The following is a 25,447-nucleotide window of genomic DNA, read 5'->3' on the forward strand; positions in this document are numbered from 1 at the left end:
TGATAAAAATAAAAAGCTAGCAGGGGCAAAGTTTCATATAGAAGATTCAAAAGGAAAAATAGTTGGAGAACTAGTAACAAATGAAGAAGGAGAAGCGATATCAAAAGACTTACCAATAGGAAATTATACTTTAGTGGAAAAAGAAGCACCTAAAGGTTACGAATTATTAAAAGATAACATAACTGTAAAAATAGAAAAAGATGCAGTAGTAGAAATTAAAATAGGAAATAAGAAATTGCCAGATCCAATGGGGAAAATGAAGCTTGTGAAAGTAGACATAAGTGATAAAAATAAAAAGCTAGCAGGAGCAAAGTTTAAAATTGAAGATTTAAATGGGAAAATAGTTGGAGAACTAGTAACAAATGAAGAAGGAGAAGTAGTATCAAAAGACTTACCAATAGGAAACTATACCTTAGTGGAAGTAGAAGCACCTAAAGGTTACGAATTATTAAAAGAAAAAATAACTGTAAAAGTAGAAAAAGATGCAGTAGTAGAAATTAAAATAGGAAATAAGAAATTACCAGATCCGACTGGACAATTTGAAATTGAGAAAGTTGATGATAAGGATATCAATTTAAAACTACAAGGCGCTATATTTCAAGTCTTAGATAAAGAGGGTAAAGAAGTGGCTAGATTAACAACGGATGAAAAAGGAAAGGTGATTTCCAGTCAATTAGTACTTGGAAAATATACGATAAAAGAAATAAAAGCGCCAAACGGATATATGTTACTTAGGGATCCAATAGAAATAGAAATTACAGAAGCAGTAAAGACACAAAAAATAACAGTGAAAAATGCGAAGAATAATTGGGTAATTCCTAATACTGGTGGGAGCGGAACAACAATTTTTTACGTAATTGGTATTATGCTAATGTTTGGTGTGCTATATTTCTGTAAGAAAAATCGTATATTATGAACTAATTTTATAGAGTTAGACAGATTGTTACGTTAGAGAGTTTTTAGGACATGAGTTCGGTATTGTACTGGACTCATGGTACTAAATTTGTTAAAGGAGGAAGGATAATAGTAAACATAGAATATATTAATGAATTAAAATATTTAAGAGGTGAACATGGTGGCAATAAAACAAGACGAAATTAAAGTAGTTGTCGGAGCTGGAGTGTTTAATAATAATCCAGGTTGGATTCAAACGCAAGAAGATGAACTTAACTTACTAGATAAAGCTACGTGGGAAGAAAGATTTGAATACAACTCTATTTCAGCTATTTTAGCTGAGCATGTATGGGAACACCTTACTTTTGAAGAAGGTGTAAGAGCAGCTGAAATTTGTTATGAATTTTTAAAACCATCTGGTCATATTCGGTGCGGAGTCCCTGATGCATTCTTTCAGGATGAGGCATATCAAAATATAGTTCAAATAGGGGGCCCCGGTCCGAAAGATCATCCAGCAGCAAGTCATAAAATCGTTCATAATTATATAACATTAACGAAAATGTTTGAAACTGCTGGATTCGAGGTAGTTTTACTTGAATATTGTGATGAAAATGGTCGGTTTTATTACAACGAATGGGATGCAAACGACGGTGTTATTTTCCGTTCGAAAAGGTATGATTCTAGAAATAAAGGCGATAAACTTGGTTTTCCATCGCTAATTGTCGATGCGATTAAGCGCTAATCATTCAACAAAAAAAGGAGTTAATCCTATGATTTCATAAGTCGCAAATGCGGCTTTTTTATTTGTACATAAATCTATATTTAATTTTCAATATTATATAATTCGATTTAGAAAATATTTAAGTTTTTCTCAGCACCATTCACTTTAAATTAACACTTCGTTGACATAAATATTTATTTTATATTTATATTCGTGTAAAATGAAATGGGAACATATATTCTATATAAGGAGACAATCAAAATGATAGCTGAAATTAGGAAACTAACTGATGGATATATTGTAAAATTTGAACGCCAATTTCCATATACGGCAGAAGAAGTTTGGTCTGTATTAACAGAAAACAGTAAGCTGAAAAAATGGATGCCCAATTTACAGATTGAAAGCCTTAAAACTGCTGGAATAATAAAGTTCGACATGATGGACGGTTCATTCATAAATATTGATATTTTAGAGTGTCAACTAAACTCAGTACTTGAATTTACTTGGGATAAAGACCGTGTCAGATTTGAAATACATAATGAGGAAAATGGTACTCTTTTACTTCTTAAAGAGTACATTCATGAATTAACAGATCATACACCGAGAGATGTAGCTGGTTGGCATATTTGTTTAAATCTTTTTACTTTCGTTTTAGAAGGAGAAGAGAAAGAATTTTCTAAAGATGAATGGCAACAGTGGTTTGAAATATACAAGGATAAGATTCATGAAGTGAGAGGATAATTGCATAATAGGTAATATTCATTATGTAATTATTATATTGTAAAAATGCTTTTGTGAATAAATAAGAATAGAGGTTAATATGAAAGTAAATCAATTAATTGCTAATAACATAAATAAATTAGATGCAACTATACCGTTTAATAAATCGTTTGGAATTGCTGGTTTATCTGGATCGGGTAAAACAACTTTTTGCCAAACAATTGGTGAAGAATCAAAAAAACGATTAGTTTCTTTATTACCAAAGGCTGAATATCAATATTTATTTCCTAACATTATGGAAACAAATTTTAGTGCCATTAAGATGGAAGAAATGCCTTTAGTACTTTTTCTAGGAAAATCATCGATTTCGTCTAATCCGCGTTCAACGATTGGTACTCATACTGGTGTTTTTACAGAGGTTCGGGAAAAACTTGCTGAAGTATTTAATCTTTCTCCAGAGGTCTTTTCATTTAATAATCAATTAGGCTGGTGTACTGGTTGTAAAGGCCGTGGTACTACAAAAAATGTTGAGTGTAAAAAATGTAAGGGAAAACGTTATAGTGAAGAAATTGAACAACATGAAATTGATTTGTTGGCCAAGCCACATTCAATTTCAAATATTAATGATTTAAGTGTTGAATCTATTCTTTCACTAGCAAAAGAGTTAAATATTAGTGAAGAAAAACAGCATATACTGCAAAATATTATTAATATGAACATTGGTTATTTAACATTAAATCGAATTATGGGTACGTTATCAGGTGGAGAGTTAACACGACTTTATTTGGCCGAATTCATGGCAGTAAGTGAAAATGCTGTAATTATTATTGATGAGATTTCAGTTGGACTTGATCATGAAACTTTATTACAAATTTTAGAAGAGATTAAACGATTAGGGTGTAAAAATCAAATTTGGCTTATTGATCATTCAGATACAGTACTAGATACATCTGATGAGCAATTGTTCTTTGGACCTGGTAGCGGAAAATATGGCGGGAAAATTGTGGAAGAATCACCAAGACCAAAGTCAATACTGTGGGATCGAAATAAAGAAATACCAACAGAATTATATACATTCTATGATTTATATTGCCGTAATATCCAAATGGAGGAGTTTCAAATTCCTAAAAACAGGCTTGTAACAGTTACAGGAGAATCAGGATGTGGGAAATCTACACTTGTCAACGAATGTCTAGCTACAGATTTTTTGAAACGATATCCAAAAGATAAATTAGTTATGGTAGGACAAGACCGAAATCAATCAATTACAAGTCGATCAACTGTAGCAACTTTCCTAGATATTAAAAAGAAACTGACAAAGTATAGTGAAGACATTGATGATATTTTTGAGCGCTCGATTGAGGATATTATTGATGAACTTCCAAATGAAGATATCGCTTATAAACGTTTGAGCCTACTAATTAAATTAGGACTTGGCTATTTAACATTAGAGAGAAAAACACAAACATTATCGACAGGTGAGTTTCAATGTGTTCATTTAGTTTCGGAATTATTTGCAAACACTAGAAATCCACATACATTATTCATTTTTGATGAGCCTTCAAAAGGTTTATCACAAAATATTTTAAATCAATTTATCGATAGTATTAGAGGTATTCTGCAAGATGAATCAGTTTCTATCATTATGATTGAGCATAATCGTTACATGTTAGAAAGCTCTGATTATATAGTTGATTTTGGAAAAAGGCAGAATGAATCTGTAGAGCATTTGGATGTTGTTAATCATGAGGATTACTATCGTCAAAAAAGTAATGTGAATAGCACAAAGAAAATAAATATCTCTTCAATGCTTAAGCAGAAAAAAGGAGTTCACTATTTAGAAGAAAATCATATTAACTATTTTAAAAATGCCGAAAATGTTTATAAGGGCGGTATTTTAAAAAGTTTATCATCAATGGCTAGGTTAATTTATGGTGAATATGAATCTGATACAATCGCACCTGTTATTGCTATTGATCTTGAAAGACATTTATATAGTCAATATAGTTTCTTATATGAGATTGGTGGATTAATTAATCATATTGTAGCTACTCATCCAATTAATAAAGATACGAGAAGTTTTGATTTCTATTCACAGGACAATCATTGTCCATCTTGTTCTGGACGTCTTCAAATTGAAGTTTTTGATAAAGATATTGCCATTCAAGATAAAAGTGTTCCATTTTGGGATGGGCTATTCGATCCAGAAATCATGAAGGTATTAAAATTTTATCAGCATGAAAAAATAGAATTTCTATTCGAAGAAATAAAAAATGAGATTGGTCACGATTTGTCAAAGAGCTATAATGATATGTCAGAAGAAGAAAATCATACGTTTTGGTACGGATATTTTGAAAAATCATTTTATGATAAAAAAGGAAAGACACGCAGAACATGGGTAGGATTTAATACAATTATTGGTGGATATATTGTTATTTCAAAAGCACCTATTAAAGAAGAAATTAAGAGTTCAAAAAAAATGATGAAATGTCCAATTTGTGAGGGGACGGTTTTAAATCATCATAAGCCACTTAAATTTGGTAACGTAGATATTCGTGAAATAATCAATCAGCCTATTAATAAAGTATTGAAAACAGTTGGTGATTTACCGGCACTTGTTACATTGAAGTCTATTGTTGGTGGCGATATGGTATTGACGGAAGATGTTTCTTTATTGCCAAGAAAAGCACAAGTTGCATTGAAAATGTTTGAATTAGAACAAGCAAGCTTTTCAAACTATGAAATGGTGTTACAAAATGTCTTACCATTCTGGAGCGAAATAAAAGGAAATATCGAATCCATTAGTGTTAATAATCAGGTAACTGTTTGTGATTTCCCTAATGTTTATGAAACGAGAGAAGCCATTATAGATAAGTATTTCACAAATGGTAAATATAAAAAACTTACGTATGTATACGAAGCGTTTGGATACAAAAAATTAGTTACTCAAATTAATAAAATTAAAAAAAGTAATCCATGTCCATTTTGTAAAGGTAAGAAAGTGATAACCGAAGATAATCTACATGATGGTGTCTTTAAACTAACAATTCCATGTGTAACTTGTAATGCAAGTGGTATTAATGACGAAGGGTTAAAAGAAGTTGTTGAGGGCGTGGATGTACAAACGTGGTTAACTGGAAAAGTAAGTGATGTTGTGGATGAAAGCTTATTAACAGAAGCTGTTGCGCAAATATCAATTTTTAATCGCATACGTGAGTTGGATAAACGAGATATGATGGCGGTTTATGAATGTCTGGAGAGTAATCAGTAAATTTTATTAGTTTATGTGTTATTAACATAAATTAATAAAACATATATTCTTTATAATGTATATATTAGCGCAGCATGATTAATACAAGGTAATGAAAGAAGATCCAATTTCTTAATATCAAAATTAAGAAATTGGATCTTTTAGTATTTTTATGTCTCCATACAATGTTTTTCAATAAGAAAAGAAGTATATGGAAGGAGAGATACAAAACAAATAGTGATAAATGATAGTATATTGTGTAATTATTATATTATAAAAGCGAAAATTAAGGTTGAAAACCGTTCGTAAGTGATATGTTTTGTTTATTAATTTATTTTGGATTGTCTGATTTTTTAAATTTAACAGAAATATATACTTGAATGAAGTATATATTTCTGTTAAATTTATCCTATGGATAGAACAAGTTTAATTAAAGGTCATTTAGAAATGTGTGTATTATCTATTTTGTCGAAAAAGAAAAGTTATGGTTATGAGATTATGAAAGAACTTGAAATAAACAATTTAAAATTGAAAGGAGTAGGAAGTATTTATCCTATTTTAACTAAGTTGAAAAATCAAGAGTGGGTTAATACTTATCAAGAGGTAACAGACAGTGGTAAAGTAAGGATTTATTATGAAATTAATGAAAATGGGAAAATACGTCTTGAGAAGAAAATTAATGAGTGGTTAGAATTGCAATTGGACATTCAAACATTATTAAAAAGCGGTTTGAAAGGAGACCTTCTGAAATGAGGAATAAATTGATAGGTAAAGAAAAGCAATTTTTAAGAGACGTACTTAAGGAATTAAAGCAATACGATATTAGTTTAGAAGAAAGGGAAAATATTAAGCGACAAATATTAGAACATATTCAAGAGTGTCGTGAACATGGTGAAGACAGTATAGATGATTTAGGTACCCCTCAATTATTTGTTAAAGATTTTATAGAAATAAATGAAATTGATTTACAAGTTAAAATGAAACAACTTCAAAATGAAAAAGGAAAATTCAACACATTTATCTTACGTGGCATATTCATCGCATTTATTACTTACCTCATCTCGCAAACTACATTTTCAATATTTTTAACTGAATCATTTAATTCAACTAATAGAAAAAATACATTTAATTATAATATTTTATATCGCATATCAGAGAATCAATGGTGGAACGTTTTATTAATAATGATTAGCTTTATGCTCTCTGTAGTAGTGTTTATTAGCTTAGTAAGTTATAAAAAAAGAAAGCTATCTAAAGTATAATGAAGAAAACTATCTATAAACTATTTCAAATCTATATTCTTTGTAATGTAATAGTATTATGTATCATTCATCCAAAATCATATGCTCAGCAAGATATTAAAGCTACTTTAGATAAGTATATTGAAAAATTTATAAAAGAACAGAATATTCCAGGGGCTGCTGTTGCAATTGTACATAATAAAGATGTATTCTTCACTAAAACGTGGGGGATTACTGGGGAATCTGAAAAAAAAATAACTAGTAAAACACCATTTGCAATCGGATCAATAAGCAAATCTTTAACAGCTTTAGCTATAGTGAAATTAATAGAAGACAAAAAGATAAAATTAGAGGATTCAGTTCAACAACATCTTCCTTGGTTTAAACTAAAAGATTCTCAAATATCCTCATCTATAACAATCCAACACCTTTTAACTCATACAAGCGGAATAAACACATATGAAGGCTTATTAATATCAGATAAGCAATCCAAAAGTTCTACAGCATTAAAAGAAAATGTAATGAGACTTTCAAATGTAAAATTAACTGCTCTACCAGGAGAAAAATATCAATATAGTAATGCGAATTATATTGTTTTAGGTGCACTTATTGAGGAAATTACAAATGATACATATTCCTCATATATGGAAAAACATGTTTTTCAGCTATTAAATATGAATGGTGCGGCAGCAAGTAAAGAAACTGCATATGAAAAAGGCTATTTAACAGGTTATCAGTCATGGTTTGGCATACCAAGAAAAAGTGTAGTGTCCTATGATAATGCCGGGGCACCGTATGGTTATATTACCGCAAATTTGGAAGATATGATTCAATTTATTATGTTTTTGAATCGACAAGAAGATACTCAATTTTTAAAGAAAGAAAACATCGACCTTTATCTTACACCACTTTATAACATAAATTCAGAAAAAAGCTATGGTTTTGGATTAAGAACAACAAGTATAAATGAAAGCGAAACGATGATTTGGCATTCAGGATCAACGCCCGATGCTCGTACAGAAATATTTACTTTAAATAAAAGTGGCTGGGGTGGTGTGATTTTAACAAATAAAAATCATGTATTAGAAGAACCAGCACTTTCAGTATTAAAAAAGGGGATTATTAATATTTTGAATGAAGAAGAACCGGTTGATCCCCATAAAAGCATACCATTTACACAAATTGTTATGTCTACAGTTATACTCGCGCTTTTCATTTCATCAATTATGTTAATTAAAAAATATAAACATAAGAAAACTGTAAAAAAATTAACTTGGTTATTCGTAGGGACTCTATTCCTACTATTATCTATTATTTTCATCCCACTTCTTGCTTATTGTACAAGCTCACCATGGCGTACGATAAAAATATTTGCGGCAGATGTAGGTTTACTTACAAGTATTATAGTAATTTTATTAGCTGTGAACGGATTATTATCAATCTTTATAGGTATAAGACAGAAGAGTGTATAAGGGTAAATAATTAAAGAAATATAATTCAAACGTTATAAACAGTTGACCCTCACACAATGTCATTGTTTAAGATAAAGTTGAGCTTCAAAGTAGATGTAACTTATAGGAGGAAATCATGTTTAAAATAGGGGATTTTTCAAAACTATCTTCCATTAGTATACGAATGTTGAGACACTACGATAAAGTGGAATTACTACAACCAGTAAAAGTCGATGAGCAGAGTGGATATCGATTTTATTCAGCAGACCAATTAAAAAAAGTAAATCAAATTCAAACGTTAAAAGCTATGGGGTTTAATATTGCTACCATCAAAGAAATAATAGAATGCGATAATATAGATACCATAAAAGAGCAATTTTTAAATCGTAGTGCTCAAATTAAAGAAGACATGAATAACCTCCAAAAACAATTACGTCTCCTCGAAGACTCAATGAAAACGATGAGAGAGGATGTTGTTGAGATGAATTATCATGTTTCAATAAAAGAAATTCCAGAAAGAACTGTAGCTAGTGTTAGAAAGATTATTCCATCGTATAATTGCGAAGGTGATTTATGGAGTGTATTAATGCAAGAAATTCAAATGAAAAATATTAGTATTGCCCAACCGAGTTATAGTATTGCGGTTTTCCATGATCGTGAATACAAAGAAAATGATGTAGATATAGAAATACAGCTAAGTATTCTAGGTAAGCACGAAAATACAAAAGACGTTACATTTAAAAATATGGAATCGACTCATGTAGCTTCTATAACAGTTAATGGAAGTTATGAACAGATGACAGCTGTAAATGAGGCTGCGGCAAAATGGATTGAGACAGAGGGTTACAAATTAGCAGGCCCGATGTTTAATATTTATCATGTGAGCCCAGCGATGGAATCCGATCCTAATAAGTGGGTTACAGAAGTTTGTTATCCAATAAACAAATAAGTAATAAAAAAAGGCATGTTTTATGCCTTTTTTTATTTTATTAATATCTCAAAATATATAATTTTTCCTCTTTACAGTTTTCGTATCGGACTACATAAGGCAATAAAGACTTCAATTATTTTAGTAAAAGCAGCTAAAGCAAATATAAATACAGGATTGTAGGCTGAAATAATTCCACCTACTAATGCCCCCAATGGCATAGATAATCGTGTAAGTACACGAGAAAAACCTAAAACACGTCCTTGCAAATTGGATGGAACAGTTTCCTGCCGAATTGATGTAACAATCGTATTCCATGTGATATTACATGTCATCGCGATACCGAAAGCAATTCCGGGAGCGAGCCAATATGTACTCCACAAAGCAAATGTTAATCCAAGCGCTCCCAAAAATAGGAGTAAAGGAATAAGTACACCACGTCGAAATTTCTTTTCTAAAGGAACGGCAATTAAGCTTCCTAAAAGCCCACCTATTCCTATTAAAGTATAATTATAGCCACTTTGTGTGGAGGTAAGATTTAATGTCGACAATAAATAATACATAAGTACACCTAAAACAGCACTTGCTCCAAAGTTACCTACCATTGCTTGAAGTGACAAAGCTATATTTAACCGATCATTTTTCAGCCATTTAAATCCATCAAACAAATCATTTAGTACATTTTGCAATGTTTTTTTATCAGTATTCTTTTTATTTAAGTTTTTCATAGAAGGTAATATAATCACAGCAATTAATGTAGCAATAAATGAAAGAACATTAATCCAAAGTACTTGAAAGCCGCCAATAAAAGATATGAAAAGCCCAGCTATGATTGGACCAAACAAACTAGCCAATTGATTAACCATTTGATATAAAGAATTAGCCTTCGTTAATGATGCACCTGCGATGTGTGGAATGACTGTAACTGTTGTTACATCAAAAAGCATGGACATAACTGCTAAGATAAAAGTAATTACGTATAAATGCCAGACTTCTAATAGATGTAATGCATGTAAAATTGGTACGAGACTTACTAAAATAATATTGGTAATATCCGCCATCCAAAGTAACTTTTTTCGATCATATCGATCAACTAGTACACCAACTAAAGGGCCAAATAAAACGATTGGCAATACGTTAACAGCAAATAAAGAACTCATAATTACAGCTGAACCAGTTAATTGATAGGCAATCCAAGGCAGTGCAAAAGTATATAGTGAATCCCCGATTCGTGAAATGAGTAAACCAAAAATAAAAATCTTGTATTCTTTTGAAAAAGTTGTCTTGACAGTTAATCTTCGTTCTTGTACAAATTTCACAATTGTATGACCTCCCTTTTTTATAGAGGAATTTGAAAATAATCCGTCCAATATGTATTAAATATAGAATTCTGTAAGAAGTTGTTGAATCCTACTTTATAATATTGATTTTATATAAAATTGTAGGGAATAGAAATTAGGGCGGTTTTTATGCGAGGAGGCGGAATGATTCGAGAACAAAAGGGGTTGCTGGATAAAGAGTTAATCTTATGACCTTTTCCGCAATTATTGTTGTTAGCAGAACTAATAAAAGAGAATCCTATATTACTTCAGCGATGTTTAAATTATTAGCAACAAAATAATAAGGGGCTTTTGTTGCTAATAGTTTATTCTAAATTACTTCAGCGATGTTTAAATTATTAGCAACAAAAGCCACTGTAATAAGGGGCTTTTGTTGCTAATAATTTAATGATATGTGTACCCTCCATCTGGAAATAATACATTACCCGTAGTAAAACTATTTTGCATTAAATATAGAACAGTATGTGCAATTTCATTATTATGGCCAGGCCTTTTTACAAGAGAAAGAGATTTATAAGATTCATAAGCATTATCAAGAAATACCACCTAAAGTAGAATATAGCTTAACTGAACATGGAAAAACAGTCAGTACTGTTTTGGATAGTATGTGTAGTTGGGGAAGAGGGCATTTAGAATATATAGATAAAGATAAATCATAAAAATGTTATGTAAACTTATTGTAGTGTGAAGGGAAATGTTGTTTTAATAATTTGTATTTTATAATATATAATTAAAGAGTGTCGTAGGTTATTATACATATTTAATTTATTTTTACAAAGGGGAAGTAATAAGATGAACGAATTAGAGTATAAAAGCTTCTATGATAAAGTAGGAAGATTAAATGGATGGGATTTTAGCAAAATAAAATGTGAAACTGTAGGAGATACATGGGACTTTTATAGTGAGGTAAAAGAAAGGTGTAAACCATCACATATTTTACTTGATGTTGGTACAGGCGGAGGAGAAAATGTACTTAACATAGCATCATCAGCTAAATTGTTGATTGGAATTGATAATTCTAACGGCATGATTGCAACGGCACATTCTAACTTGAAAAAATCAGGTGTACAAAATGTTGAGTTTCTTCAAATGGGTTCTGAAGCTTTAACATTTCCACATGCACATTTTGATATTGCTTCAAGTTGTCATGCCCCGTTTCTGGCATCTGAGTTAGCGAAAGTAATGAAAAAGGGTGCCTTTTTCTTAACACAACAAGTAAGTGAGCATGATAAATTAAACCTGAAAGAAGCATTTGGTAGAGGACAATGCTTAGGTGAACGGGATGGTACTTTAAAAGAAAATTATATGAATGAACTTATTAGTGCAGGACTTGATCTCGTGCAAGTACGTGAATATGATGTTACTGATTATTACAGTAGGTCTGAAGATCTCATTTTCTTATTAAAACATACCCCTATTATTCCTAGATTCGGAGAACAGGAAGAGGATTTTACTATTTTACAAAAGTTCATTGATACGTATAGTTCTGAAAAAGGGATTCGTACGAATTCAAAAAGATTTATGATTATTGCTGTTAAATTATAATGTATTTTAGTGTAAAAGCTGCTTTTCATTTAAAGAAAAGCAGCTTTTTGTGTGGAAAAGAATACAGGAAATACTTGAAAATAATAGAAATAAATAAAGTGTAAATTAAAAAATCAAAATATGGAGGATAAATGTTTTGAAACGTTACTATATTAGCAATGAAAAAATAAATGTACATATTACTGAATGGGGGAATAATGAGAAGCCCGTTATCTTTTGTTTACATGAATTAGGTAGTACGAGTTTAAGTTTTATAGAAATTGCTGAGGAATTAAAAGAAGAGTATAGATTTATCTCCGTTGATGCACCTGGACATGGTAAAACACCCCCATTTGAAAGAACAGAAGATTATGAGATGCACAATTTAGCAAATTGGTTAAATGAAATAATAAATGAATTGAGAATCAAATACTTCTATTTTCTATCACATTCATGGGGAAGTTTTGTAGCGTTATTTTATTTGTTAAATCATCCAGAAAAAGTACAAGGAAGTATTCTTATTGATGGTGGATATCAAACAAAAAGGCTTCGAGAAGAAACGTTGGAAGAAGAAATTGCTTATTATGAAAAGGACTTTGATGAATACGTTTTTAATAATTGGGACAAATTTTTCAAAAGTGAAAAAGAAGCTTATACTAGGTGGTCTTCATTGTTAGAAGTTGCTGTAAAGGATCTAGGGATCGAAATGGATAATAAAGTATGGTGGCATGCCAGGGGAAATACAGCTAGTAATATAATAAGAGGTATGCATAAAGATGAAACAATAGATATATATGAGAAGCTACCGGCTAATATTGTATTACTTCGAGCTACAGTCCCACAAGTTTGGGCGGATTATAGAGATAAGACAGTAAATATTTTTAAAGAGAAAACGGACAGTATAGTAAAAGTAATTCCTGATACTACACACATGTTGCACTGGGATAAACCAGAAATTGTTATAGCGGAAATAAAAAATAATTGGAGCTAACATATTCATACTAAAGTTGTAGTTTCTATATGAAAAATCCATCCTTCCGTTTGATTTTATCTATTTATAATTGTAATACAATACGAATAGATAATAAGAAATGAGGGGGAATGTAAAGTGATTACACATATATCAGATATAAAACTACAAACGGTTTCCATAGAAGGGGTAAAACAAGTTTATAAGGACATATTATCTTTTCCAATAAAAAAAGAAACAGAATCCTTCATTCAATTTGAAGTAACACCTTATACAAAAATTAGTTTTCAAGAAGTGTATGAACCAATCGCACCTGCACATTTTGCTTTTGAAATCCCATATTCAAAATTCCATGAAACAGCAAGGTGGTTAAACGACTCTGGATTACTCATTGTGAAATGGCAAAATGGAAATGTAATTGGTGAAGAGAATGGTCTATTCAATTTATACTTTAAAGACGGAGATGGAAATCTACTCGAAATTATTGCGCATAGTTATGTTAAAGAAGATGTATTAGTACCATATTCACCTTTAAACATTTTATACGTAAGGGAAATCGGTCTTCCCGTTAAGAGTGTACCTGTTTTTACGGAATGGTTAAAATCAAATCTAAATATGAAAACGATGGAAGATGGGGATATTTTTAACTTTGTTATAGGTGGCACTGCATATATCGTCGCGACTTGGTGGCAGCGACCTTGGATTCCAATCGCGATGAAAGCTCTATCACCGAAAGTACACGTTTCTTTCGGAACACCAGACGTCGCATTTTTACAGCGAATCCATAATAACTTTAAGATAAATAATGTTCCCTTTGAATGTAAAAATAATGAAGTATCATTTATTGAGCAGGGATATTCATTTTCTATTGTGTATACACCAGAGTTTCATTCCAATATTCCTAAAGAACTAAACTTACCACTTTCTATTTAAGGATAGAAAGTGGTAAGTTTTTTATATCTTCGTGAAGAAGGTTTTCGTTATGATTAGAGTGAATGCAAAGAAAAGGATTAAGCGTTATTCAAATTTATTTTAAGGAGAGAAATGAATCTAGGTAATCCAATTGCAAAAGGGAATACTGCAGAAATTTATTTAACTGATGATAAGGTTGTAAAATTATTTAAAGATTACCTCCCAGATACAGAGTCTATGAATGAAGCAAAAAAACAAAAATATGCGTATTCATGTGGGTTGCCAGTTCCAAACGTATTTGAAGTGAAAAAGATACAAAATAGACAGGCAATTATTATGGAACATGTAAAAGGGGACAACATTGGTGATCTTCTGCTTAATAATTTAAATGAGGCAGAGCGTTATATCAGCCTTTGTGTTAATGAGCAAAAAAAGATCCATGCTATACATGTAAATACAGATGAAATGGAGTTAATGAGGGAAAGGTTAGAGCGTCAAATTAAATCTGTGCATAAATTGGATGAAAACAAAAAGAAAAACATATTACTAAAATTAGATTCTATTACATTTAATTTTAGGCTATGCCATGGAGATTTTCATCCATTTAATTTGATTTTGAGTAAGGAAGAGAAAGTGAAAGTTATAGATTGGGTAGATGCTAGTTCAGGTGATATTCGCGCAGATGTATTTTGAACATATTGGTTGTACTCACAATCTTCGGTAGAATTAGCTGAGATGTATTTACATATATATTGCAGTCGTACCGGCTTATCAAGAGATGAAGTTTTTCAATGGGCTCCTATAATTATTGCAGCTAGATTTTCTGAAAAAGTATCACCGCAAAATGAAGTGTATTTGAGAAGATTATTGAATCAGTATTTATAAGTCATAAAAAAGGTTGTCAGCTAATTAATAAATGCTGTTGTTTAACCAAAGTTTCCTTGCAGTTAAACAACGGCATTCTTAAATATTGATATAGGTATTCTTATTTTCGATCTTCATCCTATAAAGGTTCATAATCCGTACTTGTTCCTCCGTTAATTCTTCTTTATCCCAATACATATGCATTAAGCTATATTCAAAAATCTCCTTTAATTTAATAAATAACGGAAACTTGTCTTTCATCTCTTTTGGTAGCTCATTTTCCTCTTGGTAGCCTTCAAATAGTGCTTTTGTAATAGAATACTCATAGTCAACGATATTCCCATTTCCAGCAAATGAATATTCTATCGCACTATAAATAGGAACGGCTAAATCGAATATGTAAAAATGTTTTTGGAATGAATCCAAGAGAATATCAACTTAACAAAATGCCTATCCAATCATTTGTTAAACTAAATTTAAATAAAGAAGGGGCGTTTAAAATGAATATTTCTAGAAAAATAGAGTTTGAACAGTTACGAAATAGGAAGAGTGAGCTATTTGATAAAGAGGTACTTAACATATTAAATGGTCAAGTTATGTATGAAGAATTTAAAAATAAAAAGCTAATGGGTGATTCTGATTATGCACCATTTAATGAGGCAATGTGTGTGAACCCTGCTACTACACAAGTTTTTGATGAGGATTTTATTAAAACAAGAGCGGAAGGACATAACAGTTCCGTAGAAAGTTATACAAAAAAGGTTATAGATCCGTTAGAAAAACTTTTTACGAAAAATTATAAATGTATTGTTTTATGGTTTGGTGAAGATATGTTTTGTCAAATGAACCTACTTACCATACTTTCTCACCTTGAACAGTCTGTTTATGAAGGGAAGGTATACTTAAATAGCTTTAGAGAGGATGAATTTAAAGTAAATCAAATTGAACTTGAATTGGGGAAGTATTCTTCTATATACAATGAAGTATTAGTAAACCATAAAAAGACCTCTCATAAGGTACCACCTGTAATGTATCAGGCTATAGACTTATTTTTAGAAATGTTAACAGAAGATAATGCAGTAATGAAATTCATCTCTAAAAATAAAGATTTATCAACTCGTGAATTATTAATAAAGTTGTTTTATCTTTTTCCAACAATCGGATATGGAGATACTCAGTACATAGAGCTGATTAATAAAATAAAGAAGAAAGCTACACCAAAAATATAGGTGCAGCTTTCTTCTTATAATTGCTCAAGTAATTCTAATTCTTTTTCTACAAATAGCATTAGTTCTTTAATTGTTTCACCAGAAAAATCAAAACGAATACCGGCTGCATCATACACTTCTTTTATAGATTGCGAGCTTCCTAGTGATAATGCCTTTTTATAATTTTCTAGCGCTTGCTTAGGATCCTCTTTATATTGTTTATACATTTGTAATGCACCAAGTTGGGCGATCGCATATTCAATATAATAAAATGGTACTTCAAAAATATGGAGTACAGGTAGCCAACTCGTTGCTATCCAGTTTTCGTAGCCATCAATATGTATGACGCTAGACTGATAATGTTTTTGAAGTTGTAAGTATTTTTCATTTCTTTCTTCAGAAGTATGACTTGGATTTTCATACAGCCAGTGTTGAAATTGATCGACAATAAGCATAATAGGTAAATATGAAATAACATCTTTAAAGAAGTTAATTTTTGCTTGTTTTAAATCTTTTTTGTCTGTATAGAAGGTATCCCAATAATTAAGCGAGAATAACTCCATTGTCATACTGGCTAGCTCAGCTGTTTCAGCTGGAATTTCTATATACTGTCGTAATTTTAATGGTTTTATGAGTTCGTTATGAATACTATGACCCATTTCATGTATAAAAGTGACAATATCATCTTGTGTATAATTTAAGTTCATAAAAATATAAGATAATTGTGAAGCTGGTAAGTACTCACAAAAGCCACCAGCTGCTTTTCCTTTGCGGCTTGTTAAATCAAGACAATTGTGTTTATACATTCGGGTTAAAAGTGCTGAAAATTCAACATCTAGTTTATTAAAGATATGAGTGCTCTTTTCAATTAAATCATTTTCATTTGCAATAGGTTTAAGTACTTTTTGATCTGGAGTTACAGCTGATACATCCCACGGGCGAAGTGTATCCAATTGCAGTTTATCTTTTTTCTCTAGCAATATTTTATCTTTAAGAGGCACAACATACTTACGTATGGATTCAGCTAGTTCATAGCAATCTATCGCTGAATAATCAAAACGCTCGTATTTTTTGAACATATAATCGCGATAATTCTCTAGTTGAATATTTTTTGCTTTTTGATGGCGAATTTCAATTAATTGATTTAATATGTTTTGGAGTTCTTTTTCAACAGATAAAAATTGTTCAGAAATAATGGTTTTTGCCTTTTTACGGGTGTCACGATTCGAATCTTGTAAATAGGATTGTAATTCTGTTATCGTTTTTTCTTCTCCGTCCCAAATTCCACTTAATCCTCCAGTGATTTCAAAGTACTCTGTGACTAATTTGTCTTCCTTTATTTCTAATTCGATATTTTCCTCACAAAATAACTTTTGAGCATTTTTTATTTTTGTATCTAATAAACCATATACGTTAGAATCTAATTCCATTCGAAAAGGTGACTCTAAATATTTATTATCCAATAAATTTTGGTACCGCTTTAAAAGTGGCTTTACAAATTGTTGATCATGTTCAAAAGTATCCTTTATTTCTTCATCATCCGTATTACATTGAAAGGCGATGTAATGTGATCTTAATTGTTCTTCGATGTCCCAAATTACTTTTGACTGCTCTTTTAACCAATTTTCAAGGTCTAGTTTTGAAGAAATCATTTTATTTAATAAAGTCGAAAGAGTTTTTTCCAATTGTAGTACATTACTAATATCAATCGTATTTACATGTTGCATTATATATCCCTCACTTTTTATTTATTCATAGAGATATTCTATTTATTAATTGTAATTCCCTTGTTAAGTGGGGTAAATGTGAAATAATGTTAAATTTAATAATTAAAGAAGGTATTTATATGTCAAAGTAAAAAGTTTATCGTAAATGAAAATATATGGAGGGGTGCTGCATGAGAAAGGGAAAGAAGTTACTTGTATTTTTATTTCCACTTGCTTTATTATGTGCCTGTGAGAATGACATTGAAGATGCTAAAAGTGAAGATTCTATAGTGATGGATATTGCCACAGCAGCGGTAAAGGAGGAATCTTTTTTTAGTGCTGCTATAAGAGATGAAAAAGAAAGAATATTAGATTTAGAGATTGCTGATAGCGAAGATAGTAACGAAATAAAAAATGATATTAATAAAAGATTGGTGATACAAGGTGTAACGTCTTATAAAATCAATATAACTCAAAGAAATAGAGAAGTTGTAAAGGCAGAGAGTAGATGGAATCAAGTTTTTGGACATATATTTGATGACGTATTCAGAAAAAATGGATATGAAGGGTTTGGTATTCAGCAAATAAATTATAAAAAGAATCAACCTGTTACCATTGATATAAAAACTAAGATTAGCGATGATGAAGTAGGGGCGAGAGAACTTGGACAGAAAATAGAAAAAGAAGTTGAAGTTGTACTTAAAACAGAAGCAGTAAAGAAATGGATTGAAAATGATTCATATGCTATTGGGATTTACGATATAGATGATCGGAAAATTAACTAATTGAGGAATGAATGCTATATGAATGAAAAATCGATATAATTAAATATAGAATTACTGAAGGAGGTGTAAGATGTATAAGTATTTACATATTTTAAACGACATAGAAAATATGATTCAAAATGGAGAAATAAGAGAAGGAAAGAAATTACCGTCTATACGGTCACTCGTTACGCAATATGAATGTAATAAGGCAACAGTTATACGTGCGCTTCATGAATTAGAAAAGCGTCACATTATATATTCTGTCCCTCAAAGTGGATACTACGTTGTTAAAAAATCAGAGAGTACTATAGAAAATAACGAGATAATTGATTTTGCCTCCTCAGCACCAGATCCAGATGTTTTTCCGTATTTAGATTTTCAACATTGTATTAATAAGGCTATTGATACGTATAAAAATGATTTGTTTGTATATGGAACGCCGAAAGGCTTACCATCTTTAATACCAGTTATTCAAAAACAACTAGCAAATTATCAAGTCTTTACAAAAGAAGAAAATATTTTTATAACATCAGGTGTTCAGCAGGCACTTGCTATATTAACTTCTATACCATTTCCGAATGGAAATGAAACTGTATTAATTGAACAACCAACATATCATCTATATATTGATTATCTAGAAATAAATAAAGTTCCTGTAATCGGTATTAAACGTACGAATGAAGGTATCGATTTGAATGAATTGGAGCAAATATTTCAAACCGGAAAAATAAAATTCTTCTATACGATACCGAGATATCATCATCCGCTTGGAACGTCTTATTCTAAAGATGAGAAAGAAAAAATCACACTATTGGCTAAGAGATACAATGTATTTATAGTGGAAGATGATTATTTAGCAGATTTAGAAACTGATTCAAAAGCAGATCCATTATATAGCTTGGATAATTGTAGTCATGTCATATATTTGAAAAGTTATTCGAAGATTATTTTTCCAGGTTTACGGGTTGGAGTTGCGGTCATTCCACCATCCATTGCAAATGCGTTCTATACATACAAAAAGATACTAGATATTGATAGTCCGATGATTTCTCAAGCGGCTTTAGAAATTTATATAAAGAGCGGTATGTTTGAACGTCATAAAAGTAAAATTAATTCTTCCTACTATAATAGATCAATAAAACTAGCAGAAACATTAGAAAAAGTGCAAAATGAAGATCCATCATTATTTACATATAATAGACAAAACACATTTGGAATACACACTTGTTTAGAAATGCAGAAAAACACAGTTACAGAAACACTTATACAAAAATTAGGTGACAGGCAAATAAGTGTCGATACTATTGATAAGAATTATATGAGGAATTTTCCTAAAGAAAAACTGTTAAAGTTAAATGTTTCGAATGTAAAAGAAGATAAGATTGAAGAAGGTATTCGTAAAGTAATTGAGGAAATCAAGCAATTAAGACAGTTTAATTTTCAGTTTAGAAAAGAATAATTTGAATTAGGAGGTTCGTTGTGAGGCGCAAAATCATTCTCTTGTTTGTATGTAGCGCTATAGTGGCAGGTGCAATTGTTGTGATTACATATTATAAAAAAGAGGATTAATGCATAGCAGTTGCAAAGTATTCAAGAGGTATTATCGTAGATTAAAATAACGAACCTATAACTAATGTGAAAATTTATGAAGATTCAATTGAAAGTAAGATGCGTAGTATTTCAAATGCACAAGGTGAATTTGAAATACCACATGGAGTTTGTGGTGAAATTGCATTAAAATTAGTTACTCAGAATGGGGAAGTCTATACGAGAAAATATGATAAGAATCATGTGTAAGAAGAAAACTAAAGGTGAATAAAATGAAACCATTACAGAGAAAAGTAGCAGTTGTGGACGGAGCAACTATATATGTAACTGAATAACTATATGTTTTTTAAGAGCGCTCTTAGAAAAGAGTGCTCTTTTTCATTAATGTAAATATTTACTTAGCATCTTTTTAAAATGATTTTTATCATAATTTACATATTGCGTAGCTGTATTTCGTATTGGATCTCCGGCATAAAATCTTTCATACAATTCGTGTCTAGATCCTAATGGACTTCCAATGATATCCCAGGCTAACTTAAATAATTTTGTGCGTTGTTCGGCATCTATATTCGTTCCTTTAAAGTGCTTTTTCAATAAATTAGCTATCGGACTTTGGAAGTCATTCGAGCTCGAAGGAAGTTGAATGAACCCACCTGCTCCAATTAATTGTAAAATTTCTATTGCACGGGGATAATATTTGGAACCAAGATTCCTTGCAGTTTCAATATATTTAAAATTCGGCAAATAAGTTTTCGTTTCATTTGTAGTACCTTCAACTTCTGCAGCAATTAAAAGTGCGCGAATTGTTTCGATTTGCATAATTAATTCCCCAAGCTTCTCTTGAACATGCAAATAAGTAGTAGCACCGATCGCTTCAGCAATTTCACAAGCAATTGCAGTTATAAATTCTAGCTTTACTACTAATCGTACAATTGCTTGGTGATAAGCTAAACTACTAGAAGCTACATCTGACTTTATTGCCCATAACGCTTCAGGGTTGTTATATAGTAAGACTCGTTCCCATGGTACAAATACATTATCAAAGATTAATAGTGCATCCATTTCATCGTACTGTGAGCTAAGAGGGGAATCAACTGTAATTGAATGTGTATTCGCAAATGGTTCTCTACAAACCATATGTAATCCAGGGGAATTGGCTGCCACGATGAGAAAGTGAGCTAAATCTTTTTGAGTATCAGTCAGTTTTGCTAATGGATAGATTAATAAATCATTTGAATAAGGAGAAGCAGTACCAATCATTTTAGCACCACTTAAATAAATTCCATCAGAAGTTTTTTTCGTAACTCTTAGTAATCCTAAGTCGTTTGTATTCAACATTGATTCTGTAGATCGATTTATTTGTGGATCACGTTGAACTACGCTTAAGAATAAGTGATTATCTCTTGCTTCTTCATAATAAGATGTAATTTTATCTGGAAACTGTGCATCGAATTTTTTATAAAAATATTTTGATACGTACCAGCCAGTAAGTCTCGATCTTGCGTAATCAGATAGTCTACTCATTACACCGTCTGTAGCATAACTCCACGTTTCAAAAGCGGTTCTCCTCATTAATAATTCGTTATAGGAATTCGGAACTAAAAAGGCTGTATGGACAAATTCTTTCGTTTTTGGACTAACATATCCAACAGAATCTCTTCGTATTGGATCATCAAACAATGTAAATAAATTAGAAATGGTACTTAATGTTCCTGCAAAATGTTTGTCTGTAGTTACATCTACTTTTTGTCCATAGAGCCAAACGTTACGACCATCTTGTAAGCTCTTTATATAGTAATCTTTCAAATTTTGCATATTTCCTCCTTCTAAAGACTATTCATATATTTGGACATCTTTTAATGGTGGGGAATATACGTGGAAAGTTATTACTGCTGAATCTGTAGCATTATACATTTTATGCACAGTATCTTTTTTTACTGTGAAAATATTTCCCTCTGTAAACTCTTCAATCCGCTCGCTATTATTTTCGTACGTTATATTTTGTAACGTACCATTGACTATTAGTATACATCCTACAGATATTCCATGATCGTGCACAAAGGTCTTTGCTTTGCTGGGGAAATTTAATACTAAAATCTCTACGAATTCAGACTGATAGATAACGTTCCTTCCGTATTCAAGATTAACTGCTGAAGTAATAAAAGGAGCTATTTTATGAAGTGAAATATTTAATGATTGAATAGTGTGTATTAAATTGAACGTATCGTAGTTACATAGGTTATTAAACGTTTTTTGTATGTTATGAATCAATTGCATGTAAAACTTCCTCCTAAGCATGTACAGTAAAAGAAAACCTAATCTAATATTATATAGAGCGTATTGAATTACATAATATTGTATTGAAACATTTCCAAAAAGTTACTTTTTTTACTTAGGAAGTTCATTTAATTTGAAAATTGCGTTAATTAGTTCCGTTAAAATGATATGCTTGAACTATATATTTTTTATCCCGTTAAATGCCGACTGGTGAGGGCTGATAATCAGTGGAGGATGAACAACCCCCCCCACTGATTAAAGTTTCACTTTATTGGAAAGGTGATGAAATAAATGGCAGTTCTTTTAGTGGATAATCTATATCAAATGTCTATTGTTTTACTGATCTTATGTTCATTTTGTTTTTATAGATATTTAAAGAAAATAAAAAAGGAAAGAAAGCTTACAGGTTTTGAAATTACGATGTATATCGTGACGCAACTTGCGTATTTCATTTGGGCGGCAACGACTTTTCTTAAAATGTTATCAGAATAGTAATCTTGAAGTATTAGACGCTGAACAGAAAGGTACAGGAGCATTAAAGGTATAAACGTGGGCAAGGGTAATTTATCATCTATTAGGTAAATAAATTTAGTCGAAATTTAGATGGATAACAATATTACTTATAACATCTTTATAAAAAGAGAGGATATAAATGGAACAATATAAGTTAATTGTAAAAGGGCCTAAACAACTTGAGTGGGAAACAAATGAAATTAAGGACATACAGGACGATGAAATTATCGTTAAAACAATCGCAGGATCGATAAGCATTGGGGCCGAGTTACCACAGTATAATGGATCCGATGTTACAGATCCGCATCCTTTTTATCCAAGAAAAACTGGATATGAAAGTTATGGTGAAGTGATTGAAGTTGGTAATCAAGTAACACATGTAAACGTAGGTGATAAAGTAGTTTCTTTTTATGGACATGAAACGATAGGGATAGTTAAGGCGCATAAAGTAATTCGAGTGCCTAGTTCTATACAACCTAAAATTGCTTTATTATCTATTCTTTCATGTGATGCCGCTAAAGGAGTATTGAAACTAAACCCGCGACAGGATGAAAAAGTACTTATAATTGGAATGGGAGTTATTGGTTTACTCGCTTGTTATTTCTTAAAATACTATGTAGGCATTGAGCACGTGGATGTTGTTGAGCCTAATAAAAATAGAAGAGATTTTGCAAAGAAGTTTGGTACGAAAAACATATATGATTCAGAAGAGAAAATAATAGAAACATATGATTATGGTTTCGAATGTTCTGCTACAAATAGTGGGTTCCATACTTTGCAAAAAGCTCTTAAAACTAATGGTAAAATATGTATACTGTCTGATGGCAATATAGAAGAACTAACATTAACTGCTAACTTTTATCAGAAAGAATTGCAAATCATTGGATCAAGTGATGGATACGATTATCAAAAGCATGCAGATTGGTTTTTTGAAGAAATAGGAAAAACACCATTTATAGAAGAGATCTTTCAACATGAAATACATTATACTTCACTCATACAATGCTTTGATGAATTGAGTTTAGGGATAATTAAACCATTAAAAGTATATGTTTCATATGAATAACGAAAAAAATGAGAAAATATTTGTCACATACCTTACAAATGTTTCGTCACATTTATGATTACTAAATGAGGAGGAACATATATGAAAATATTTGTAGCAGGTGCAACGGGTGTAATAGGACGTTCTTTATTGCCAATGTTAATAAAAAATGGGCATACAGTTTTTGCGATGATCCGTAATACTTCGCAAGTAGAAGCAATGAAAAAGGTTGGTGCCATACCAGTAATAGCTGATGTATTTAATAGAAAGGCTGTATTTTCTGTATTAGAAGAAACAAATCCCGATGTAGTTATTCATCAATTAACGTCATTATCTTCATGGGATTTTGAGGATAATGCAAAAATTAGAACAAAAGGCACTCGTAACCTTGTCGATGCAGCTAAAAATGTAGGGGTACAGAAAATAATCGCTCAAAGTATTTCATGGGCGTATGAACCAGGGGATACATTTGCGACTGAAAAAGATTCACTACATATTACTGCTTCCATGCCTCGACAAGTCACTGTTAATGGCATATTGAAATTAGAAAAAGCTGTTACTGAATTACCTGAATCGGTAATACTTCGTTATGGCACATTATACGGACCAGGAACATGGTATGCGGAAAACGGATTAATAGCAAATCAAGTTCGTAATAATGAGATTATTGCATCAGACGGGATAATCTCGTTTATACATGTCGAAGATGCTGCAAGAGCTACTATGCTATCCCTTAATTGGCCTTCAGGAATCGTAAATATTGTAGATAATTATCCAGCAACTAGTAAAGAATGGTTACCAATATATGCAGCAGCGATAGGGGCACATAAGCCTAAAGTTCAAGATGGGAAAAATAGTTGGGAAAGAGGAGCTTCCAATAATAAAGCACGTAAAGAGTATGGTTGGATACCTTTATTTCCATCATGGTCTGAAGGATTTAACAACTTAATAGGTAAGTAAAACACACCTTTAATGGGAATGATAGTAAAATACACCATTAAAGGATTGGGTTATTATGAATATAATTTGGGAAAGTATTATATTAACTTTTACTGGAATAATTGTTTTGAAAATGACAGGTAGTACATCTGTGAGCCAAATGACAAGAGCTGAAATCATTATAGTTGTATCAATTGGCCGTATTATTGTAGAACCTGTATTAAGTAGAAAAGTAGTCCCATCTATATTCGCGGCTATCATATTTGCAAGCATATTACTTATCATTCATTTCTTTGAATTGAAATTAAGGAAGGTGGAACAATTTTTAAATGGAAGTAGCATTATAATTGTTGAAAACGGAGAGATTGTAAAAGAGAATTTGATGCAGGCAAAAATGTCGGAACAACAACTTTATATGCAATTAAGAGAAAAAGGGATTCATGACGTAAAGAGTTTACAGCAAGTTACAGCGGAACCGAATGGTCGTATTGGTTATCAATTAATAAAAGAAGCAGAACCAATAACTTTAGAAATGTTAGAAAAAGTATTAGATCGGTACAATATAAAAAGATAATTTCTCGTGAGAAAAAGCCAATACTATAACGGAAGTGAAGTGACCCCTAAAAGTT

At 31.1% G+C, this 25,447-nt stretch carries 23 protein-coding genes and 5 pseudogenes; 22 read left to right on the forward strand and 6 right to left on the reverse strand.

Features of this window, described 5'->3' with window-relative positions; translation table 11 throughout:
• From DN401_RS30285 to DN401_RS21565, 8 genes are all read left to right on the forward strand, one after another.
• Positions 1-916 (forward strand): MSCRAMM family protein (locus tag DN401_RS30285; RefSeq protein ID WP_149287925.1); only part of this gene is annotated, 916 nt, incomplete at its 5' end.
• Positions 917-1,072: 156 nt separating this feature from the next.
• Positions 1,073-1,636 (forward strand): class I SAM-dependent methyltransferase, encoded by a 564-nt coding sequence (locus DN401_RS21535; protein ID WP_000225721.1) that lies wholly within the window; start codon positions 1,073-1,075, stop codon positions 1,634-1,636.
• A 240-nt stretch (positions 1,637-1,876) separates the two neighbouring features.
• Positions 1,877-2,356, forward strand: a complete 480-nt coding sequence (locus DN401_RS21540; RefSeq protein ID WP_000559864.1) for an SRPBCC family protein — start codon at positions 1,877-1,879, stop codon at positions 2,354-2,356.
• A 79-nt stretch (positions 2,357-2,435) separates the two neighbouring features.
• The gene (locus DN401_RS21545) at positions 2,436-5,606 is read left to right on the forward strand and encodes an excinuclease ABC subunit UvrA (protein ID WP_149287918.1); all 3,171 of its coding nucleotides are present in this window, start codon (positions 2,436-2,438) and stop codon (positions 5,604-5,606) included.
• Between the two features lie 426 nt (positions 5,607-6,032).
• Positions 6,033-6,338: a PadR family transcriptional regulator gene (locus DN401_RS21550; RefSeq protein WP_002094025.1), complete on the forward strand. Its 306-nt coding sequence runs from the start codon at positions 6,033-6,035 to the stop codon at positions 6,336-6,338.
• Positions 6,335-6,847: a DUF1700 domain-containing protein gene (locus DN401_RS21555; protein ID WP_141540853.1), complete on the forward strand. Its 513-nt coding sequence runs from the start codon at positions 6,335-6,337 to the stop codon at positions 6,845-6,847. The genes DN401_RS21550 and DN401_RS21555 overlap by 4 nt, the downstream gene beginning before the upstream one ends.
• A complete protein-coding gene (locus tag DN401_RS21560; protein ID WP_149287919.1) occupies positions 6,847-8,298 on the forward strand; it encodes a serine hydrolase domain-containing protein in 1,452 nt (483 codons plus the stop codon). Before DN401_RS21555 ends, DN401_RS21560 begins: the two co-directional genes overlap by 1 nt.
• Before the next feature lie 115 nt (positions 8,299-8,413).
• A complete protein-coding gene (locus tag DN401_RS21565; RefSeq protein ID WP_149287920.1) occupies positions 8,414-9,226 on the forward strand; it encodes a MerR family transcriptional regulator in 813 nt (270 codons plus the stop codon).
• Between the two features lie 71 nt (positions 9,227-9,297).
• Here DN401_RS21565 and DN401_RS21570 read toward each other — a convergent pair whose 3' ends face one another.
• Positions 9,298-10,524: an MFS transporter gene (locus DN401_RS21570; RefSeq protein ID WP_127063959.1), complete on the reverse strand. Its 1,227-nt coding sequence runs from the start codon at positions 10,522-10,524 to the stop codon at positions 9,298-9,300.
• Between the two features lie 189 nt (positions 10,525-10,713).
• Between DN401_RS21570 and DN401_RS30490 the strand changes: the two are divergent.
• Positions 10,714-10,815, forward strand: a pseudogene (locus DN401_RS30490) (NUDIX hydrolase); the annotation flags it as partial.
• Between the two features lie 114 nt (positions 10,816-10,929).
• Here DN401_RS30490 and DN401_RS21575 read toward each other — a convergent pair.
• Positions 10,930-11,073: pseudogene (locus DN401_RS21575) on the reverse strand (SDR family oxidoreductase); the annotation flags it as partial.
• On the opposite strand from DN401_RS21575, the pseudogene DN401_RS21580 reads away from it, so the two are divergent.
• The 5 genes and pseudogenes from DN401_RS21580 to DN401_RS21600 all read left to right on the forward strand — a co-directional run.
• Positions 11,070-11,204, forward strand: a pseudogene (locus tag DN401_RS21580) (winged helix-turn-helix transcriptional regulator); the annotation flags it as partial. The pseudogenes DN401_RS21575 and DN401_RS21580 overlap by 4 nt on opposite strands.
• A 133-nt stretch (positions 11,205-11,337) precedes the next feature.
• The gene (locus DN401_RS21585) at positions 11,338-12,090 is read left to right on the forward strand and encodes a class I SAM-dependent methyltransferase (protein ID WP_149287922.1); all 753 of its coding nucleotides are present in this window, start codon (positions 11,338-11,340) and stop codon (positions 12,088-12,090) included.
• A gap of 136 nt (positions 12,091-12,226) precedes the next feature.
• Complete coding sequence (locus DN401_RS21590; protein WP_127063961.1) at positions 12,227-13,060, forward strand: alpha/beta fold hydrolase; 834 nt, start codon at positions 12,227-12,229, stop codon at positions 13,058-13,060.
• A gap of 117 nt (positions 13,061-13,177) precedes the next feature.
• Positions 13,178-13,972, forward strand: a complete 795-nt coding sequence (locus DN401_RS21595; protein WP_000627942.1) for a VOC family protein — start codon at positions 13,178-13,180, stop codon at positions 13,970-13,972.
• 111 nt (positions 13,973-14,083) lie between these two features.
• Positions 14,084-14,836: pseudogene (locus tag DN401_RS21600) on the forward strand (aminoglycoside phosphotransferase family protein).
• A gap of 78 nt (positions 14,837-14,914) precedes the next feature.
• On the opposite strand, the gene DN401_RS21605 reads toward DN401_RS21600, so the two are convergent.
• On the reverse strand, positions 14,915-15,241 hold the full coding sequence (locus DN401_RS21605; RefSeq protein WP_002006075.1) for a hypothetical protein: 327 nt from the start codon (positions 15,239-15,241) through the stop codon (positions 14,915-14,917).
• Between DN401_RS21605 and DN401_RS21610 the strand changes: the two genes are divergently transcribed.
• Positions 15,232-16,044 carry a hypothetical protein gene (locus DN401_RS21610; protein ID WP_001069557.1) on the forward strand — a complete coding sequence of 271 codons (813 nt, stop codon included), beginning with the start codon at positions 15,232-15,234 and terminating at the stop codon, positions 16,042-16,044. The two genes, DN401_RS21605 and DN401_RS21610, sit on opposite strands and share 10 nt — an antisense overlap.
• Positions 16,045-16,058: 14 nt before the next feature.
• Here the strand turns inward: DN401_RS21610 and DN401_RS21615 are convergent, their stop codons facing one another.
• Complete coding sequence (locus tag DN401_RS21615) at positions 16,059-17,750, reverse strand: M3 family oligoendopeptidase (RefSeq protein WP_001164954.1); 1,692 nt, start codon at positions 17,748-17,750, stop codon at positions 16,059-16,061.
• 170 nt (positions 17,751-17,920) lie between these two features.
• Between DN401_RS21615 and DN401_RS21620 the strand changes: the two genes are divergently transcribed.
• From DN401_RS21620 to DN401_RS30290, 3 genes and pseudogenes are all read left to right on the forward strand, one after another.
• Positions 17,921-18,514 carry a DUF4030 domain-containing protein gene (locus DN401_RS21620; RefSeq protein WP_001225383.1) on the forward strand — a complete coding sequence of 198 codons (594 nt, stop codon included), beginning with the start codon at positions 17,921-17,923 and terminating at the stop codon, positions 18,512-18,514.
• Between the two features lie 70 nt (positions 18,515-18,584).
• Positions 18,585-19,955 carry an aminotransferase-like domain-containing protein gene (locus tag DN401_RS21625; RefSeq protein WP_000280124.1) on the forward strand — a complete coding sequence of 457 codons (1,371 nt, stop codon included), beginning with the start codon at positions 18,585-18,587 and terminating at the stop codon, positions 19,953-19,955.
• Positions 19,956-20,068: 113 nt separating this feature from the next.
• Positions 20,069-20,293, forward strand: a pseudogene (locus DN401_RS30290) (hypothetical protein).
• Positions 20,294-20,425: 132 nt separating this feature from the next.
• Here the strand turns inward: DN401_RS30290 and DN401_RS21630 are convergent.
• Entirely contained in the window at positions 20,426-21,859 is a 1,434-nt protein-coding gene (locus tag DN401_RS21630; RefSeq protein WP_001180384.1) for a 4-hydroxyphenylacetate 3-hydroxylase family protein, read from the reverse strand.
• An 18-nt stretch (positions 21,860-21,877) separates the two neighbouring features.
• Entirely contained in the window at positions 21,878-22,321 is a 444-nt protein-coding gene (locus DN401_RS21635) for a cysteine dioxygenase (protein WP_149287923.1), read from the reverse strand.
• Between the two features lie 291 nt (positions 22,322-22,612).
• Between DN401_RS21635 and DN401_RS21640 the strand changes: the two genes are divergently transcribed.
• The 4 genes from DN401_RS21640 to DN401_RS21655 all read left to right on the forward strand — a co-directional run bounded on the left by DN401_RS21640 (position 22,613) and on the right by DN401_RS21655 (position 25,392).
• Positions 22,613-22,813 (forward strand): hypothetical protein, encoded by a 201-nt coding sequence (locus DN401_RS21640; protein ID WP_149287924.1) that lies wholly within the window; start codon positions 22,613-22,615, stop codon positions 22,811-22,813.
• Between the two features lie 160 nt (positions 22,814-22,973).
• Positions 22,974-23,900, forward strand: a complete 927-nt coding sequence (locus DN401_RS21645) for a zinc-dependent alcohol dehydrogenase (protein ID WP_000438848.1) — start codon at positions 22,974-22,976, stop codon at positions 23,898-23,900.
• A gap of 81 nt (positions 23,901-23,981) precedes the next feature.
• Entirely contained in the window at positions 23,982-24,839 is an 858-nt protein-coding gene (locus DN401_RS21650; RefSeq protein WP_086693210.1) for an NAD-dependent epimerase/dehydratase family protein, read from the forward strand.
• A gap of 55 nt (positions 24,840-24,894) precedes the next feature.
• Positions 24,895-25,392 carry a DUF421 domain-containing protein gene (locus tag DN401_RS21655; protein ID WP_001021700.1) on the forward strand — a complete coding sequence of 166 codons (498 nt, stop codon included), beginning with the start codon at positions 24,895-24,897 and terminating at the stop codon, positions 25,390-25,392.
• Positions 25,393-25,447 lie beyond the last annotated feature (55 nt).

It is taken from the genome of Bacillus sp. BF2-3, from assembly GCF_008368795.1.
In the GTDB taxonomy this organism is placed as follows: Bacteria; Bacillota; Bacilli; order Bacillales; family Bacillaceae_G; genus Bacillus_A; species Bacillus_A cereus.

What these genes read in the sequence shown, in the direction of transcription:
- DN401_RS21535 (WP_000225721.1), top strand. Translation starts at nt 1,073, where the DNA reads ATGGTGGCAATAAAACAAGACGAAATTAAAGTAGTTGTCGGAGCTGGA.
- DN401_RS21540 (WP_000559864.1), top strand. Translation starts at nt 1,877, where the DNA reads ATGATAGCTGAAATTAGGAAACTAACTGATGGATATATTGTAAAATTT.
- DN401_RS21545 (WP_149287918.1), top strand. Translation starts at nt 2,436, where the DNA reads ATGAAAGTAAATCAATTAATTGCTAATAACATAAATAAATTAGATGCA.
- DN401_RS21550 (WP_002094025.1), top strand. Translation starts at nt 6,033, where the DNA reads ATGTGTGTATTATCTATTTTGTCGAAAAAGAAAAGTTATGGTTATGAG.
- DN401_RS21555 (WP_141540853.1), top strand. Translation starts at nt 6,335, where the DNA reads ATGAGGAATAAATTGATAGGTAAAGAAAAGCAATTTTTAAGAGACGTA.
- DN401_RS21560 (WP_149287919.1), top strand. Translation starts at nt 6,847, where the DNA reads ATGAAGAAAACTATCTATAAACTATTTCAAATCTATATTCTTTGTAAT.
- DN401_RS21565 (WP_149287920.1), top strand. Translation starts at nt 8,414, where the DNA reads ATGTTTAAAATAGGGGATTTTTCAAAACTATCTTCCATTAGTATACGA.
- DN401_RS21585 (WP_149287922.1), top strand. Translation starts at nt 11,338, where the DNA reads ATGAACGAATTAGAGTATAAAAGCTTCTATGATAAAGTAGGAAGATTA.
- DN401_RS21610 (WP_001069557.1), top strand. Translation starts at nt 15,232, where the DNA reads ATGAATCCAAGAGAATATCAACTTAACAAAATGCCTATCCAATCATTT.
- DN401_RS21615 (WP_001164954.1), bottom strand. Translation starts at nt 17,750, where the DNA reads ATGCAACATGTAAATACGATTGATATTAGTAATGTACTACAATTGGAA.
- DN401_RS21620 (WP_001225383.1), top strand. Translation starts at nt 17,921, where the DNA reads ATGAGAAAGGGAAAGAAGTTACTTGTATTTTTATTTCCACTTGCTTTA.
- DN401_RS21625 (WP_000280124.1), top strand. Translation starts at nt 18,585, where the DNA reads ATGTATAAGTATTTACATATTTTAAACGACATAGAAAATATGATTCAA.
- DN401_RS21630 (WP_001180384.1), bottom strand. Translation starts at nt 21,859, where the DNA reads ATGCAAAATTTGAAAGATTACTATATAAAGAGCTTACAAGATGGTCGT.
- DN401_RS21635 (WP_149287923.1), bottom strand. Translation starts at nt 22,321, where the DNA reads ATGCAATTGATTCATAACATACAAAAAACGTTTAATAACCTATGTAAC.
- DN401_RS21640 (WP_149287924.1), top strand. Translation starts at nt 22,613, where the DNA reads ATGGCAGTTCTTTTAGTGGATAATCTATATCAAATGTCTATTGTTTTA.
- DN401_RS21645 (WP_000438848.1), top strand. Translation starts at nt 22,974, where the DNA reads ATGGAACAATATAAGTTAATTGTAAAAGGGCCTAAACAACTTGAGTGG.
- DN401_RS21650 (WP_086693210.1), top strand. Translation starts at nt 23,982, where the DNA reads ATGAAAATATTTGTAGCAGGTGCAACGGGTGTAATAGGACGTTCTTTA.
- DN401_RS21655 (WP_001021700.1), top strand. Translation starts at nt 24,895, where the DNA reads ATGAATATAATTTGGGAAAGTATTATATTAACTTTTACTGGAATAATT.